Origin of the sequence: Rhizobium sp. R693, assembly GCF_002211315.1 — a bacterium.
Classification (GTDB): Bacteria; Pseudomonadota; Alphaproteobacteria; order Rhizobiales; family Rhizobiaceae; genus Rhizobium.
This window is the reverse complement of sequence record NZ_LOKY01000033.1, coordinates 1-13,267: the sequence shown is the minus strand read 5'-3', so window position 1 is coordinate 13,267 and position 13,267 is coordinate 1. Positions and strand designations below refer to the sequence as shown.

The window sequence follows — 13,267 nt, the reverse complement described above, 5'->3', positions numbered from 1 at the left end:
GGAACGGAACTCATCGCCAGAACTACTTGACCATAAGTCGATTGAATGGCCGCCTTAGCGGCGGCGAGCCTTTTTTTGCCTTCCTCTGAAAGATCGGAAGTCGATCCTGCCGTGTTATTCATTCACCCTACGCCTGAAAATTGATTTGTATTTCACCCACTGGGGAAGGATTGATCTCGGTGTTGCGATCGCTGAGACCTGGCGACACTCTCATCGTATGGAGGCTCGACAGGCTGGGCCGATCGATTCGGGAACTTATTCAAATCATTGAAAAGCTCGGCCGGCGAAAAATCGATTTTATAAGCCTATTCCAGCTCGTAATGATTGCAGAGCAATTGCCATGACGGGCCCAAGGCAGCGGAAGCTGCAGCGCGAAAAATCTTCGCCATTTCACCCCCCACCATTTCCATCTTGATCTGCCAATTCAGATGCTTGCCGGAAGACTTCCGCCAACTCGCGCTTCCGCGCGTCAAAGGCATCCATCTTTGCCTTCAGTGACGACAGGTCTATCTCGGAGTTTGCGATCTGTTCGGCGATCAAGGCGAGCAACTTGTACTGATCGGCAATGAGAGGGTTGATGATATTGTCTTTCTCGTCGGCCAGCCTTAGCGCTTGCTCGTCTTCCTCTTCATCCACCAGCGAGGCAATCATCTGATTGATTGAGAAGTCGAGCTTGAGAATTTCCCTGTAGTACTCGCTGTGGAGTTTTAGCTCGATCTCTTTGAGCTTGGTCAGGGCAAAGGCCTTATGGCCCAATTCTATCAGGCAGGCCGCGTTCAACAGCGCGATTATGTATCGCTGGAGAAGAACTGTTTTCCAAGTGTCTTTAGGGAAAGCCTGGAAAAACTCCAAATCGGCGACGAGGTGCGCCCATGCATCCGTCGAGTCGATCCCGTTAGTGCACGCGAACACATCGCACCAGCCATTCTCCGTCAGAACTGCTCTCAAGAGCTTCGAGCGCTGGAGCTGCCAAGTCGGTTGAGCGGCCACCTCGCCGAGCTGCACGGAAAATCCATCACGCCAGTAGTCCAGCAGCGACACACCTCGCTTTCCAACTAATCCCGCGGCCGCCTCATACATCTTCGGAGGGAGCGGCGGCTTGGCGATGTTGTGAGCTGCCAGGTTAAGAAGGTCTGCGGACGAAAAGGGGCGTTTGAGCAGGCGTTTCAGAATTGTCATGCCGCATCCGATGGTAGAACGGTTGTCGCCACTACCCTTGGATCAACTACGACCGAATGTCTATTCCCAACGGTGTGGGGCTGCCCGTTGTGGCTGAGACCTACCGCGTGGCTGATCGGACGTGCTGGGACCGCAAGACACTTCCCCTAATTCGGACCCGACGATACGTGAATGCTGCATCTGACGCCAGGAAACAAGGTCGAAAGGTCTTTTCGGCCTCTTTAGTATCAATGTGCTTGATAACCGCCTTGAGCGTGTTTGTCCCCGCGATCGGCGCGGTGGCCTTCTCCTCGTCTGAAACATGATAGCGGCACGAAGCGCTGACGGCATAGAGGTCGCCGCCCAGTTCTTCCAGCATTTGCTCGTTCGTCGAGCCGTCCGCGAAGCTATTCCGAGCGGTCGGAGTGTGGGCTTCAGATATTACGATTTCGATCATACGATTGTACTGCGGTATACTCGGCAACATGCGGTCGCACCAGCGCCCGATCGTGATTTCTGCTGGCATTGCAGGCGCGGCAATCAGCGCGGCTAGCACCAGGCCGGTCACGTTTATCGTCTTCATCTTTCCCCTTACCTTCCTCGCCAAAAGGCCGGGCTGCGAGCGGCCGGAGTACCCCGCACGCTGCTCGCGCCGCGACCTGCATGCGCGACGAAGCTGTGCCGAGACGCCAGCAAGCCTTGGAAGCGAGTAGAACCACTCAACTCCCCCGTGATTGCCCGCACGTCATGGGGACAGACCGCTTTCAACCCATCAATCTGAATGTTCTGGATCAAGAAGTGCTTCTGGAGACAAACCGCGCCGCCGAAATAGCGCTGGATAGCACAGCAGGCGGCACCCGTTGATGCCATTCCGTGTGGCCGGCTCCGCAATCAATTCCGGGCCAATCTTGAACCAGCGTTCTTTCCCGGCAATCGTCGGGGTATACAGGTATTCGCCCCGTATCCATGCCCCAGGCAGAAAGAAGGCATTGGAATGCGCTGGACTCGATATCTCCGAAGGGGCCGCCGCAAGCGCCTCCCGAACATCCCCGTTCGCAGCAGACGTTTTGGGCGGCCTCGATCGCGGCGGCGCGCACGCCCTCAAGCATTCGAGACCACCCCAAGAGATCGGTGCCGGTGGCCGGAGGCGCGGGTCGGATATCCCCAGCTGTCTCAAGGTGTACCTGTCTTTTCCGTAGTTGCAAAGCGCGCAGCTGATTACGACATTGTCCTCGGTCGACGAGCCGCCATGGCTGTGCGGCACCACGTGGTCATATTGGAGCCAGAGGCATTGAAAGGCTGCGTGCTGTTTACGCGGGTCGCTCGCTTGCCAGGGGACGGCGTCTGGATAAAGCGCGTTGGCTATCTTGCGGACATCGGCATGGATCACCGGAATGCCGCAGTAACGGCACCGATACCCATCGCGCGAAAGCACAGCCGCCTTGACGTGCAACGGCGGGTGCCGAAGTGGATCGCGCTCGATTTTTGGAATTTCTTGCGTGTCACCCCCGGGCTTATGAAGCCTCACGTTCCGATGAGGCGTCTCCCAGTCCGGATTGACCCAGTTCCAGATTTCCCGCATGTCAGCTTGACAAAACAGGGCCCTGGCAACCTCGCGGTCGCCGTTCAGATGAGCCTCCGCCGCAGCCGAAAGAAGCTCGCAGGCCTCGAATATGGCTGGAATTGGCTCCTTGATGAAGTTACGCAAACGCTCTAACGCAGCTGTCATCGTGTCATCCGCCAGCTCTCGGTGTTGTCTGGTGTCGACAATACTATCGCACCCATTTCTACGCCCCTCCTGGCGCTAGCCCTCTGCTTCACCTTCCGCAGGTACGCCATTCCATTTTAGGATCACGCCGCGCACACAAGGAACGCTTGCGGGCAGAAACCACTCATCCGCCCGATCCAGCTCGAGACGTTGTCGATCCGCTCAAATGAAAATCCGCGATCTTCTTGCTCTTGGCCATCGCCGAACCCCAAGACAAGTCCGACTACAATAAATATAAACACCTGAATCCCCAGAAATGATCACCAACGACCAAGAATTCTTAGCAAGCTTTCTTTCGGTTACAAGATAATCGCGAGCTGGGAATGAGTCCCATTGACAATTTTACTGGCCCGTTTACCTTCAGCTCGGACGGAGGCAAGACGATTAGCTTGCTTGGGGCTGGTCAAAGGCCCGTCAGCGTTAGGCAGTTCTAGCCGCTCGTACCGTTCAAAGACTGCGGAGTGACGCTTTTAGGCGTCGTCTTGTGCGAGGTTTTCCTCCCAACTGAGGGGCGGCTCTTAGGTCGCTGCACGTCCGCTTCAGCAATGAAGCAACGGACGTGGACTCATGGGATCAAACAGCCGAATAAGAATTCTCAGACGCGCCGCCGCCGAGCGCCAAGAGTGGCGATGCTACTACTGCTCCTTTCCCATGTGGGAAGGCGACCCGGAGGTTTTCAAAAAACGCTACTCCTTAATCTCTCGGGAAGTCCGGCGCTTCCGATGCACCGCCGAGCACTTGACGGCTCAGTGTGATGGAGGCCGCGACATCGAGGAGAACATCGTCGCCGCCTGCCACTATTGCAACAGGACTCGTCATAGCAGGAAGCGGCCGAAGGATGCAGAATCCTACGCCAGCTTTGTTCGGTCCAGGATCGAAAAAGGACGATGGCATCCTGTCTGGTTAAGGCATCGGAAGTCTGCGGCTGACTTATCGCGACATTAGGAGGGCGGGGGTTTCGCATCAATAGTCGACCAAAGGCTGTGGGGTCACATCTTTGACGACGAGAGGAATTCGATATTGTATCCGCACGACGGAGCCCCAATGCCGACTTCAACTCCGGCCTGTGAAGCTCGTTTCGACCGACATCGTCCATGCGGCTCTCGCCGGATGGCTAACCCGTGAATCCGCCGAGGTGCACAGAACAATAGTCGAGTACGTTCCATAGCACGGAGACCTCAATGGACATGACCACCCCTATTGGCCGCCTTCTTGGGCTGTCCTTCTTGGTGCTTTGGGTGTTGCTGGTGATCCTGATCTTTAGCGGTGTGCGTCATGGGTTGAATGCAGAGCCGAGCGACGATGATCGGTCCCGCGCGCAGGATCGGTCAGGTGGACGCATAGTCCGGCATCTCCTCGAAGGCGACAGGCGGAATAGGGCCATGGCCCAGGCTGTCGAGGCTAAGGCCAAATCCTATTTCACGCGCCGCATCGGCAGAATCCATCTGGCAGCGCTGGCATTCTTTGCTATGACGACATTGGTTCTGACGAACTGGAATTTGCATGGGGCCAAGATGCAACGGACATCTCAAACCCAAGTTACATCGCCTTCGCAGCCTTCTTCACCGCCACCGCCTTGATTTCCGTTGCATTCTGGCCAGAATCTCGTCATCAGGGCGTCCTGCCGTCGGCCATCATCGCAACAAGACCGATCCAGCTCAGGGCGCTCCGATACGAGATCGTAGAGCGCCCACTCCTTTCCTTGGGCATACCTTCACGACCGGTCACGCCAGGTAACCAATCGTCAATTACGAATTTGGAATATACGTGTACGGTGCCCCTTGGGGATTACGATCCCTGCCCTGAGGTCGATGATAATGGACTGGGAAGCAACATCTGCATTCACACCCGTCGGACTGGCTCTCCGCGGTCAGCCAGCTCACAGGATCGTACGCACGCTTGGCGACGCAGCATATCTCCTGCTCAAGGACTGGCCTTCCGACGACGGCGAAGAATATGTCACTGCGGTGAAGGCGTGCGTGGATGCGATCAGCGGTCAGATCGATCTGGAGCAATTTCGGGCCGCATTCCTGCGTGCGGCCGATGAGGCCGGTATCGCCGCGCTAACTCTCGTTCAGCGATGACAACGGGGAAAGGAGGCGGCTGGTGCAAGTCGCTCCTTTCGATCTGATGATCTATTATGCCAGATGACTATTGGTTACGCTTTCTCAGCGACTTTCGCCCATTCTCAACCCAATGAGGAAAGTCGCCAACCAAGACCCGACAGATAACTGGAAGCAAACGCGCCGCATTGTCCTGCAACGTGATGGCTTTCAATGCGTGTCCTGTTCAACGAAGGTCCGATCCGCCAACGCCGACGTGCATCATCTATTGCCTCGGTCCATGGGCGGGTCCGACGAGCCCTCAAATCTCGTCACCCTTTGCGATGGTTGCCACGCCGCCCATCACCCAAACCTGGCGGGAGGTCTGGCGCGGCGGGTAATCGAGCGCTGGGCGATGCGCCTGGCACGATGGCTGGACAAAGAGGCGCGAGCCCTTGAAGCCGATATGAATTTCGGTCCCATCCTCCGGCTTTTTGGTGCATCTCATTTTCGCGATGGTCAGCTGCCAATTGTTTTGGCTGCGCTCACAGGCAAATCCATTCTGGTCGTGAGCCCGACGGGGTCCGGCAAGTCGCTATGTTTCCAGCTCCCTGCCATGCTGCGAAAGGGGATGACCATTGTCGTCAGCCCCCTGAAGACGTTGATGGCCGACCAGGTTTCGGGGCTGCTCCGCAAGAAGATACCGGCCACCTTCGTCAACAGCGGCATAAGCCATGACGAGAAGGAAATCCGTTACTCCATGGTCGAGGAGCAGGCCGTGAAGTTCCTCTATCTCGCGCCGGAGCGCTTCTTCGTTCGGCGACAAGAGGAGCGAAATGCCCTGACACGAAGCCAGCCAGAATACATGGTCGTTGACGAAGCTCATTGCGTCGATCAATGGGGCCGTGATTTTCGCCCCGAATACGGGCGTTTGCGGGAGGTGCGCCAGAACTTAGGTTCGCCGCCGATTTTGGCTTTCACCGCGACTGCCGGATTGGCGATGCAGAAACGCATCTTGGCATCCTTGGGGATCGAGGATGCCACAGTGTTCGTTCGTGGCGTTGACCGGCCGAACATCGCATTGATCCGCTGGCGCTGCGCTCCTTCCTCTCGTCACCTGGAGATCGCGAAGTTGCTGCGCATGCCGTTTATCGCGGAACGAAAGGCCATGATCTTCGTTCCGACGGCTCGTATAGGTCAGGAACTGCAATCGAACCTGCGGAACAGTGGCCTTGACGTCCCGTTTTACCACTCGAAACTCGGAACGGAGTGGGACCGCCAGGAGCTGCTAAAGCGCTTCCAAGGGGAAAGCCGACCAGTTGTCGACCATATAATCTGTACGAACGCCTTCGGCATGGGTTTGGATGTTCCCGACGTTCGCCTCGTTATCCACTGGCAGCAGCCATCGTCTGTCGAAGATTACCTTCAGGAGTTCGGCAGAGCCGGGCGCGATGGGAAACAATCGGCAGCGATCATTTTCACCGAAGGCAATCGTGCCGGGCGCGATATCGGCCTCCTTCGCTTTATGGCCGAAAGGACGTCCGACAGCTCCGAACTCGATGAAGTCACAGCTCGGTCAATGCTCCAACAGCGGTACTCACAGATTGATGACCTAAGTGTGCTGCTCAATGCCAGGGGTTGTCTGCGAACTGGGCTCGTCGAATATTTCGAGGGGCCAAAAGTCCCGGCCCGGCAAGGACTCGGACGCATGATCCTAAACTGGGTCTTCAGCAGCCATAACAAGGCGCGGCGCTTCCGATACTGTTGCGACGCCTGTGCGCGACAAGGCCGCCAGTCCAAGGCACTCTCAGATCATGTCATGTCGGTGTTCACACGTTTCTGAAGCTTGCGCCCCGATGTGGAAGTTACGAGGCGGAAGTTGCAATCTCGTCATCTGGAGGCCCCTTCCTCCATTCAGCAACACAGGTCGACGCAGCCCCGCGAAGTGGTTGAGGTGATTTGTCCGGGGTCGGCCATTGCAGTCAAGGGTCGGCTATACTATCCGTCACCTATGAGCACCCTGCGTTCGAAATTCAATGTGAAGGCTCTCGGCCTTCATTGGCGAGAACGGTCGCCTCCTCGCCGCGGAAGTCTATGATAGCCACGGGCGCGTCGCTGGCGTTCGTCCGCTCGGGGGAACGGTAGAGTTTGGCGCGACACTGCGGCTTCCCAATAGTGCTTTCCGGTTACGGCCTCGTAGAAGGCGATCGCCTCATCGGCCTGCGAGGTCGAGCCGATATAGCCGGCACCGATCGTCCAACCATTCCAAAGTCTTGGGCACTGAGGTTCAGCACATCTGGGAGAGTAACATCGTTCGTGCCGCGATCGGAGATGACGGTCTGCCCCTCGCCGACGTAGGATACAGCAAAAAAACCAGAATCCGTTTGAGGCGGGAGGCTGCTGGCGTCCAGTGTATATGCGCCGATCCGGCTACCTTTATCTCCCGTCAATGCCAGCCTCCTGACCCCTATTGTACGCATCCATCGCCAAGATTGCGGTCATTAGATTGGAACCGGCCATTAATTTCTCCTCGTGCGAAAGAAGCCCGCGACCAATGAGTTGGCGAGGCGATTAGGTGCCTTGATGGTTTCAATGGTTCTGCCGTCGAAAGCCTTGGCCTGATACTCGTCAAGCCAAGGCAGAATGCGGTCGACAATTCCGTTCGTGACCTCGTCGTCGACAATACTGAGGGTTATCGATCGAATTGAAATTCCGGGGCCCAAGGTCTTTGCTGCATCTAATGGGTCAACAGCCACTACGCTCATTGGATTGGACAAATCCCCGAAGCTTACGAGGAGCGGATAGTACTCGATGGGAAGCACCACGGTTTCCCGGGAAGCTACCATCTGGTCGATGCGCCGGTAATATTCCCGCTCTTCCATTCCGCCGGGCCGGCCGCCCATTACAAACATTTTCAGAGCTGTAGAGCCCTTGTAGTCTTTTAGTAGTGCAAAAAGGGTTTTGCCGGGTGATACCTCAACCGCCACCGCCTCGCCCGTCATTGTCTCCTTGGCTGCATCGATAAGGCTTGACCACCTGGGACCCACGCCCAATTCAATGGCGACAACAGAACTTCCTGTCTTAGGTCCCTCTGGAGTATCGACTGTCACGGTAAGCTTTTGGTGCCACTCCCAATGATGAAATCCGAGCATGTCGCACGACGACAACATTGTGAAAGCGAGGGTAAGGCACAGTCCCTTGAAAACCTTCAGAACCATTCGGCTTGTCCTGTGTGAAAACAGCCTGTGTCCCGCGAGGCCGCAATCGGCATCATCATTATTGCTATGTCGGTCGCCAACCCCGAGCCATATCCGTGGTTACATCCACCAATGGACTGTATCGCAAGAAACAATTCGTCGGTCATTTCAGTCTCTCTTAAAATTTGTGCTGTTAAGGGAGTTTGCAAAACGGTGGCTCGACCCGATATCGGTATAGCGACTGCCATCAAGTTGCTTGTCGTTCTGGTAACTTCGCCACCAGGGGAGTATCTGGGCAAAGTTGATTTCGATTGGCTCCTCGTCTGTGATCGACAGCGTCACGGACACGAGACTCGTTCCCTTGCCGAACTCCTTTTCGAAGTCTTCAGGAGAAACGGGTACAACCGAGGCCGGATCGGTGATGTCGCGGAACGTCACAAAGTTTGGATAGTAATTCGCCGACAGCGAATGCTGGTGAGAAGCCTGCTCCAAGGTGTTAAGGGACTTCTCCGTCAATTGATCACCCCAACCGCCCCTTGGGAAGAAAACATTCAACACCGTCCCAGCCTCATAGCGGTCGTCAAATAGTGAGAACAAATATTTCGACGGGGCAATCTCAAGCACGACAACCTCACCTGTGAGCTTGCCTGAATATCCTCCGCCGCCTAACCCCATGAGAAATGATGGGGTCTTCTCCCAGCGCACGAGGGAAACACTCGATGCCGTCTTTTTTCCTGTCGGCGTATTAACCGTCACCGCTAGCCTCTGAGACCAGTTCCAGTCATGGAAACCAAGGATGTCGCAACTCGACAAAAACAGCGAAATCACAGCGACGACAAGAGCTCTCGAATAGGGATTCGCTGCAGCCGCCTCCAAAACATTCCTGGGCGGAGACACGATCATCTAGCTCCTCCTCCTGCGAAAAGAGCCTGCGGCCAGCGAATTCGCAAGCCGATTGGTTGCTTTGATTGTGTGGATTGTATTTCCGTCGAACAGCTTATCTCGATATTGCTCAAGCCAAGGCAATATTGAACCAACGACGTCGTAGGTAATTTCGTCGTCAACAATGCTTAGCGTGATGTCGCGGATGGAGTATCCGGGTCCGAAAATCTCAGAAGGGTCGCGCGGATTCGTGGAAACGGGGATGGCTAAGTCTTTGAAACGAAGCGGCACAGCAGCGACCACGCTCATTGGATTGGACAAGTCTCGAAAACTGACAAGCAGCGGATATTCGTCGGTCGCCAACGTTTCATATGTCGACGAAGGCAATCATGCTGCTCGTCTGGAACTGCCAGGTTACTATCAGTGATAGCGATGGCTTCATCGGCACTTGGTTGGACACCGGGGGAAGACGGCACAAGGGTCTTCACCATCTGTAGCAACCGAGCGGAACGCTCCGCAGACATCGTCAGAAGCCGCGTCGCGGCCGCCAGCCGCTGTTGCGCCGCTGCTTTCGAAAGGCCGATCGTGTCCGGTGAGACGGCCATCCGGTTCAGGGCTTCAATCATCCCCATTTCGTCGACCAGCGTTTGCAATTGAACGCTCATGTTATCTCCTGCTGATTACGGCGATCGGTGGCTGATCGGCGAAGTCCTCGGGCACCACGGTGAAGCATTGCCAGGCCGTCATTCCGATCGACGTGGTGGGGATACCCAAAAGGATGCCGAGCCTCAAGATGGTTGGCCAGCATCGCAAGGCAGGCTGTGTCTACGCAGACAACCATAAGGGCGCAGAAAGACGCGGCGATCATCAGGAGCGGCCTTATCTTTGATTGTCTTTCTCGAACCCGAGTGCAGGGCGTGGCGCATCCGTCTGCGCTTCTGGACTGACATCAGGCGCGGTCATTACCGCGGTTAGATCGGCAGCGGCTTTCTTGATGAACTTGTCGCCATCGGACGCATCCCGATGTTTCTTTCTTGGCTTTTTGTCCCACTCGGAAGGGACGTAAGGCTTGGTCATCGCCGTGGTCAGGTCGGCTGCGGCCTTCTTCATGAATTTATAGCTATCCGGCATAGAGCTGTTCCTCGATTGACACGGAAGAGCCCGTAAAACCCCTCCGTCCTCGATATGCGGTGCAAGCAGGACGTTGTGGCCCAACTGCTTCGGCAACCTTGCTCGTCAGGAAGCGACCGAGAGCGGCACTCCGTCGTTCCTCTGAAACCGCGCTATTATCGATAGCGCCAGTTCCTGCCGAGCGGACCGGGTCCTAATCCGCTTCTCAGCGCAGGCGTTGTAAAAGGCCCGCTGGCAGATATCGATTTCTTCACGGCTGAATGTCATTCCTGCCTGGGCGATTTGTCTTCTGATCATCTTGTTCTCCAATTGGGTGCCCCTTGCCCGGATTGCCGCTGCGACAACAGTCAGCCAATCCCGCGACAAGGACGCAGACAGCATCATGCTGCCCGCTGCCAGAACTAGGAATCGCGGCTTACGCGGAGATGGAAAGCGCAACCTTTGAGTGTCCATAAAGCGCAAGCTTCATCCGGTTTTCGCAACAAAACTGGAAACCGGGACGGAAGAGGTGGCTCGGGAAAATTGAACGGTTGAGGTATGTGGCTTTCGGCTCAACCGGTGGCAGGCTGTTGTAACGTCTTCGGCGCAGTATTGCGTATCCGCGAAACCAGCGACGGAACAAAACATGGGTGATCAAAACCCAAGGAGCAGAAACTCGTTCTTTACCGATCTCGGATCGGTATTAAGGGCGATGGACACGCCGGAACACGATTGGCATGTCGCTGTGCTGAAGCTGGCCGCCTCCATCCTCATAGTTGCTATTAGCCGTATTTCCCGCGCTTTATGTGGATTAATATGCTGGTTCTGGAAGATTTGCATACATAGGTCCTCCCGCCCCAGGGCGATGGTGACCGCACATTGCGCAATTCCAGACGAGGCGTCGGCCCGAAGCGCCCAGGGCATGCGTCTCTGGTTGTTATAAGCCGGAATGGGAAGTCGGTAGGGAATGATCAAAATGACCGGTGCGGAAATGCGGGCTACACAACCCTCAGCAACCAGAAAAACTGCCCGATTGTCCCTGCACCCGCCCGAATCCCCCGACATCGATTTCATTGTCGATATGTTCTCAAGACGCGACCTTGTCGCGCACCGTCCCGATCCTCGTCCAGACACACCGGAAGAGAGCGCCGCTCGCCTGGCGCGAGACATGGCTCACTGGAAGGATCATGGATTCGGACGATGGGCAGCCTTAGCTGGTGAAAATCTCGTTGGTTTCGGCGGCGTCACGGTCTCAAAGGAATTTGAGGGCCTTAACCTTTCGTACCATCTTCACCCGGATTATTGGGGGCATGGATTCGCCACAGAGTTGGTGACGGAAACCATCCGATTTGCATTCGAGGATGTCGGAGCTTGCCGTATCGTCGGGCTGGTAAGACCAATAAATCCGACCTCTCGGCGGGTTTTGGAAAGATGTGGCTTCTCATTCGAACAAGAGGTCATGCTGCACGACTCTCCAACTCATTTGTACGCGCTCGGACGATAAACGGTCTTGGCTCGATCCGCCCGAGGGCGTCAACGTTTGTCGGCCGAAAGCGCGCGTTCGCCCCACCCCAGGATGGCAGCGAGTGCGACTGACAAGAACCTCAACCCGCAGATTTACCCGACCGTCGAGACAGCATGCACCTTCATGTCGTCGCGGACCTCGTAGAATTTGTCCCCTTCGATATAAATGGAGTGGCAACTTGGCTTCTCGCCTTTTCCGTTCGAGCAAGCTTTGCCGTCCTTGAAGGTGAGCTTGACGTTCACGTCCATCATTTTGCCGTCCACGTTGGCCTTGCCGGTGATCGTGCCTTTCCTCCAACTCCATACCAGATCAGCGGTCACAGGCTTCTCCAGGTCGAAAATCTCGACCTTCACGTGCTTGCCGTCAGCAAAGGCTTTGAACTCGTCCATCGTGACCTTCTTGGCACCTGCTGGAAGGTCGACGGCGTATGCGTTTATACCTGATAGAAAGAACGCCAGTGCACCAATGCTTGAAAGAATCTTTCTCATAGCAAGCTCCCCCACCGAAACATTCCGGTCGGCTAAATTATCATCCCATGGGTTGACGCCACAACGCCGGGCACCACCATCATTTTGATGGAGGCGAAGTCTTCATGTCTGCTGCGACACAGCGGCCAGGCCCAACACCCACTCGATAAGATACGATCAGTTGCATACATGAAATTTTAGCTCGCCGCGCGATAGCTTGAGAAAGCTACACTCCGCATGGGGATGCATAACATGAACGCCCATACCGGGATATTGGTTTTGGTCTTGTTTGCCGCGGCCTCGGTCGGATGCTCATCAGAAACCGAAAGTCCTGATATTGTGAGGTTCGCAAGCAGCGAACTCCATGCCTTGGGTTCGTCGTGCAGCGGGGACTATCTGGCGGTGGACAAGGGCGACTTCATTCTCGTTGAAAAGAGTGGAACCAGTGTTCTTCAGAAAGATATCAAGCTATCCGATCTCGGTTCCCATCGCCTTGCGATAGCTACGCGTCACGGCTCTATCGATCTGGTAACGACCTTCACCCTCAAACACGACAATACCGTTGCGGTATTCGAAGACGTCAATTTTGTTCCCCAGCTTACACCGGAACAGTTAGACGAACTCAAGCTTCCTCGTGATTTTAAGGCTAAGATGACAAGAATCTTCAAGGATGCGTTCCCGACGTTGGTGCTCTGCCCGCTCTCGGGTGCCACTTGAACCGTTGAACTGGTTCCCACATCGCCCGAAGCCGCAAAGCGGCTGGATTGAGCTTGTTGCGTTCTCGATCCGATCATCTACGTTGCAACTATGACCAGCCATTTACTGTTGATTGCAGCAGCCATAACGTTTGGCGCGACTATGTGTGTTATGTTGCCCGAGATCGGCAAACGAACCGACTTCATGAAAGCGCCTCCGTCATTCCACGCAAGACAAGCCAAGTTGATTCGCTTATGGGGCGGGAACGGTCGTCGGCATCCTGATCTTCCTGACACTGGCAGCTTTCGGCCTGTCGATCATCGCCGCCGAAATGGGGATCGTGATGACGATCCTGCGCTATGCCGGCGCGGCTTATCTGATCTGGATGGGTATCAAGCTTTGGACGGCCGAGCCTGTCGTGC

15 protein-coding genes and 3 pseudogenes are annotated in these 13,267 nt (G+C 55.7%); 9 read left to right on the top strand and 9 right to left on the bottom strand.

The annotated features are described in order from the left end of the window. Positions 1 to 179 precede the first annotated feature (179 nt). Positions 180 to 344, top strand: coding sequence for a recombinase family protein (locus tag ATY79_RS20710; RefSeq protein WP_245312418.1), 165 nt, complete (start codon positions 180 to 182; stop codon positions 342 to 344). Positions 345 to 390: 46 nt separating this feature from the next. Here the strand turns inward: ATY79_RS20710 and ATY79_RS20705 are convergent, their stop codons facing one another. The 3 genes from ATY79_RS20705 to ATY79_RS20695 all read right to left on the bottom strand — a co-directional run bounded on the left by ATY79_RS20705 (position 391) and on the right by ATY79_RS20695 (position 2,887). Beyond that, positions 391 to 1,179: a hypothetical protein gene (locus ATY79_RS20705; RefSeq protein WP_088704767.1), complete on the bottom strand. Its 789-nt coding sequence runs from the start codon at positions 1,177 to 1,179 to the stop codon at positions 391 to 393. Positions 1,180 to 1,279: 100 nt separating this feature from the next. Further along, positions 1,280 to 1,741 carry a hypothetical protein gene (locus ATY79_RS20700; RefSeq protein WP_088704766.1) on the bottom strand — a complete coding sequence of 154 codons (462 nt, stop codon included), beginning with the start codon at positions 1,739 to 1,741 and terminating at the stop codon, positions 1,280 to 1,282. Positions 1,742 to 1,930: 189 nt separating this feature from the next. Next, positions 1,931 to 2,887: an HNH endonuclease gene (locus ATY79_RS20695; RefSeq protein ID WP_088704765.1), complete on the bottom strand. Its 957-nt coding sequence runs from the start codon at positions 2,885 to 2,887 to the stop codon at positions 1,931 to 1,933. 1,220 nt (positions 2,888 to 4,107) lie between these two features. On the opposite strand from ATY79_RS20695, the gene ATY79_RS20685 reads away from it, so the two are divergent. The 3 genes and pseudogenes from ATY79_RS20685 to ATY79_RS31690 all read left to right on the top strand — a co-directional run. Continuing rightward, a complete protein-coding gene (locus tag ATY79_RS20685) occupies positions 4,108 to 4,506 on the top strand; it encodes a hypothetical protein (RefSeq protein ID WP_088704763.1) in 399 nt (132 codons plus the stop codon). A gap of 237 nt (positions 4,507 to 4,743) precedes the next feature. Then, positions 4,744 to 5,010, top strand: coding sequence for a DUF982 domain-containing protein (locus tag ATY79_RS20680; protein ID WP_088704762.1), 267 nt, complete (start codon positions 4,744 to 4,746; stop codon positions 5,008 to 5,010). Positions 5,011 to 5,122: 112 nt separating this feature from the next. Beyond that, a pseudogene (locus tag ATY79_RS31690) lies at positions 5,123 to 5,275 on the top strand (hypothetical protein); the annotation flags it as partial. Between the two features lie 15 nt (positions 5,276 to 5,290). Here the strand turns inward: ATY79_RS31690 and ATY79_RS31685 are convergent. Continuing rightward, positions 5,291 to 5,476, bottom strand: a complete 186-nt coding sequence (locus ATY79_RS31685; protein WP_245312419.1) for a hypothetical protein — start codon at positions 5,474 to 5,476, stop codon at positions 5,291 to 5,293. Between ATY79_RS31685 and ATY79_RS20675 the strand changes: the two genes are divergently transcribed. Then, positions 5,435 to 6,811 (top strand): RecQ family ATP-dependent DNA helicase, encoded by a 1,377-nt coding sequence (locus tag ATY79_RS20675; RefSeq protein ID WP_245312417.1) that lies wholly within the window; start codon positions 5,435 to 5,437, stop codon positions 6,809 to 6,811. The genes ATY79_RS31685 and ATY79_RS20675 overlap by 42 nt on opposite strands. A 168-nt stretch (positions 6,812 to 6,979) precedes the next feature. After that, positions 6,980 to 7,121: pseudogene (locus ATY79_RS31680) on the top strand (DNA mismatch repair protein MutT); the annotation flags it as partial. Between the two features lie 366 nt (positions 7,122 to 7,487). Here ATY79_RS31680 and ATY79_RS20665 read toward each other — a convergent pair. The 4 genes from ATY79_RS20665 to ATY79_RS20645 form a co-directional block, all read right to left on the bottom strand. Next, complete coding sequence (locus ATY79_RS20665; RefSeq protein ID WP_088704760.1) at positions 7,488 to 8,186, bottom strand: hypothetical protein; 699 nt, start codon at positions 8,184 to 8,186, stop codon at positions 7,488 to 7,490. Between the two features lie 147 nt (positions 8,187 to 8,333). After that, positions 8,334 to 9,068 carry a hypothetical protein gene (locus ATY79_RS20660; protein ID WP_088704759.1) on the bottom strand — a complete coding sequence of 245 codons (735 nt, stop codon included), beginning with the start codon at positions 9,066 to 9,068 and terminating at the stop codon, positions 8,334 to 8,336. Between the two features lie 284 nt (positions 9,069 to 9,352). After that, complete coding sequence (locus tag ATY79_RS20650) at positions 9,353 to 9,712, bottom strand: hypothetical protein (RefSeq protein WP_088704757.1); 360 nt, start codon at positions 9,710 to 9,712, stop codon at positions 9,353 to 9,355. Between the two features lie 214 nt (positions 9,713 to 9,926). Continuing rightward, a complete protein-coding gene (locus tag ATY79_RS20645) occupies positions 9,927 to 10,157 on the bottom strand; it encodes a hypothetical protein (RefSeq protein WP_141105753.1) in 231 nt (76 codons plus the stop codon). A 976-nt stretch (positions 10,158 to 11,133) separates the two neighbouring features. Here ATY79_RS20645 and ATY79_RS20630 point away from each other — a divergent pair. Next, positions 11,134 to 11,661, top strand: coding sequence for a GNAT family N-acetyltransferase (locus tag ATY79_RS20630; RefSeq protein ID WP_245312416.1), 528 nt, complete (start codon positions 11,134 to 11,136; stop codon positions 11,659 to 11,661). A gap of 113 nt (positions 11,662 to 11,774) precedes the next feature. Here ATY79_RS20630 and ATY79_RS20625 read toward each other — a convergent pair whose 3' ends face one another. Beyond that, positions 11,775 to 12,170, bottom strand: coding sequence for a hypothetical protein (locus tag ATY79_RS20625; protein WP_088704753.1), 396 nt, complete (start codon positions 12,168 to 12,170; stop codon positions 11,775 to 11,777). Between the two features lie 231 nt (positions 12,171 to 12,401). On the opposite strand from ATY79_RS20625, the gene ATY79_RS20620 reads away from it, so the two are divergent. After that, positions 12,402 to 12,866, top strand: coding sequence for a hypothetical protein (locus ATY79_RS20620; protein WP_141105752.1), 465 nt, complete (start codon positions 12,402 to 12,404; stop codon positions 12,864 to 12,866). A 229-nt stretch (positions 12,867 to 13,095) separates the two neighbouring features. Next, positions 13,096 to 13,267: pseudogene (locus ATY79_RS20615) on the top strand (LysE family transporter); the annotation flags it as partial.

Excerpts from the sequence above, each read along its gene's own strand:
- ATY79_RS20685 (WP_088704763.1), top strand. The coding sequence starts at position 4,108 with ATGGACATGACCACCCCTATTGGCCGCCTTCTTGGGCTGTCCTTCTTG.
- ATY79_RS20630 (WP_245312416.1), top strand. The coding sequence starts at position 11,134 with ATGACCGGTGCGGAAATGCGGGCTACACAACCCTCAGCAACCAGAAAA.
- ATY79_RS20625 (WP_088704753.1), bottom strand. The coding sequence starts at position 12,170 with ATGAGAAAGATTCTTTCAAGCATTGGTGCACTGGCGTTCTTTCTATCA.
- ATY79_RS20695 (WP_088704765.1), bottom strand. The coding sequence starts at position 2,887 with ATGACAGCTGCGTTAGAGCGTTTGCGTAACTTCATCAAGGAGCCAATT.
- ATY79_RS20680 (WP_088704762.1), top strand. The coding sequence starts at position 4,744 with ATGGACTGGGAAGCAACATCTGCATTCACACCCGTCGGACTGGCTCTC.
- ATY79_RS20645 (WP_141105753.1), bottom strand. The coding sequence starts at position 10,157 with ATGAAGAAGGCCGCAGCCGACCTGACCACGGCGATGACCAAGCCTTAC.
- ATY79_RS20650 (WP_088704757.1), bottom strand. The coding sequence starts at position 9,712 with ATGAGCGTTCAATTGCAAACGCTGGTCGACGAAATGGGGATGATTGAA.
- ATY79_RS20660 (WP_088704759.1), bottom strand. The coding sequence starts at position 9,068 with ATGATCGTGTCTCCGCCCAGGAATGTTTTGGAGGCGGCTGCAGCGAAT.
- ATY79_RS31685 (WP_245312419.1), bottom strand. The coding sequence starts at position 5,476 with ATGAGATGCACCAAAAAGCCGGAGGATGGGACCGAAATTCATATCGGC.
- ATY79_RS20665 (WP_088704760.1), bottom strand. The coding sequence starts at position 8,186 with ATGGTTCTGAAGGTTTTCAAGGGACTGTGCCTTACCCTCGCTTTCACA.
- ATY79_RS20700 (WP_088704766.1), bottom strand. The coding sequence starts at position 1,741 with ATGAAGACGATAAACGTGACCGGCCTGGTGCTAGCCGCGCTGATTGCC.
- ATY79_RS20705 (WP_088704767.1), bottom strand. The coding sequence starts at position 1,179 with ATGACAATTCTGAAACGCCTGCTCAAACGCCCCTTTTCGTCCGCAGAC.
- ATY79_RS20675 (WP_245312417.1), top strand. The coding sequence starts at position 5,435 with ATGAATTTCGGTCCCATCCTCCGGCTTTTTGGTGCATCTCATTTTCGC.
- ATY79_RS20620 (WP_141105752.1), top strand. The coding sequence starts at position 12,402 with ATGAACGCCCATACCGGGATATTGGTTTTGGTCTTGTTTGCCGCGGCC.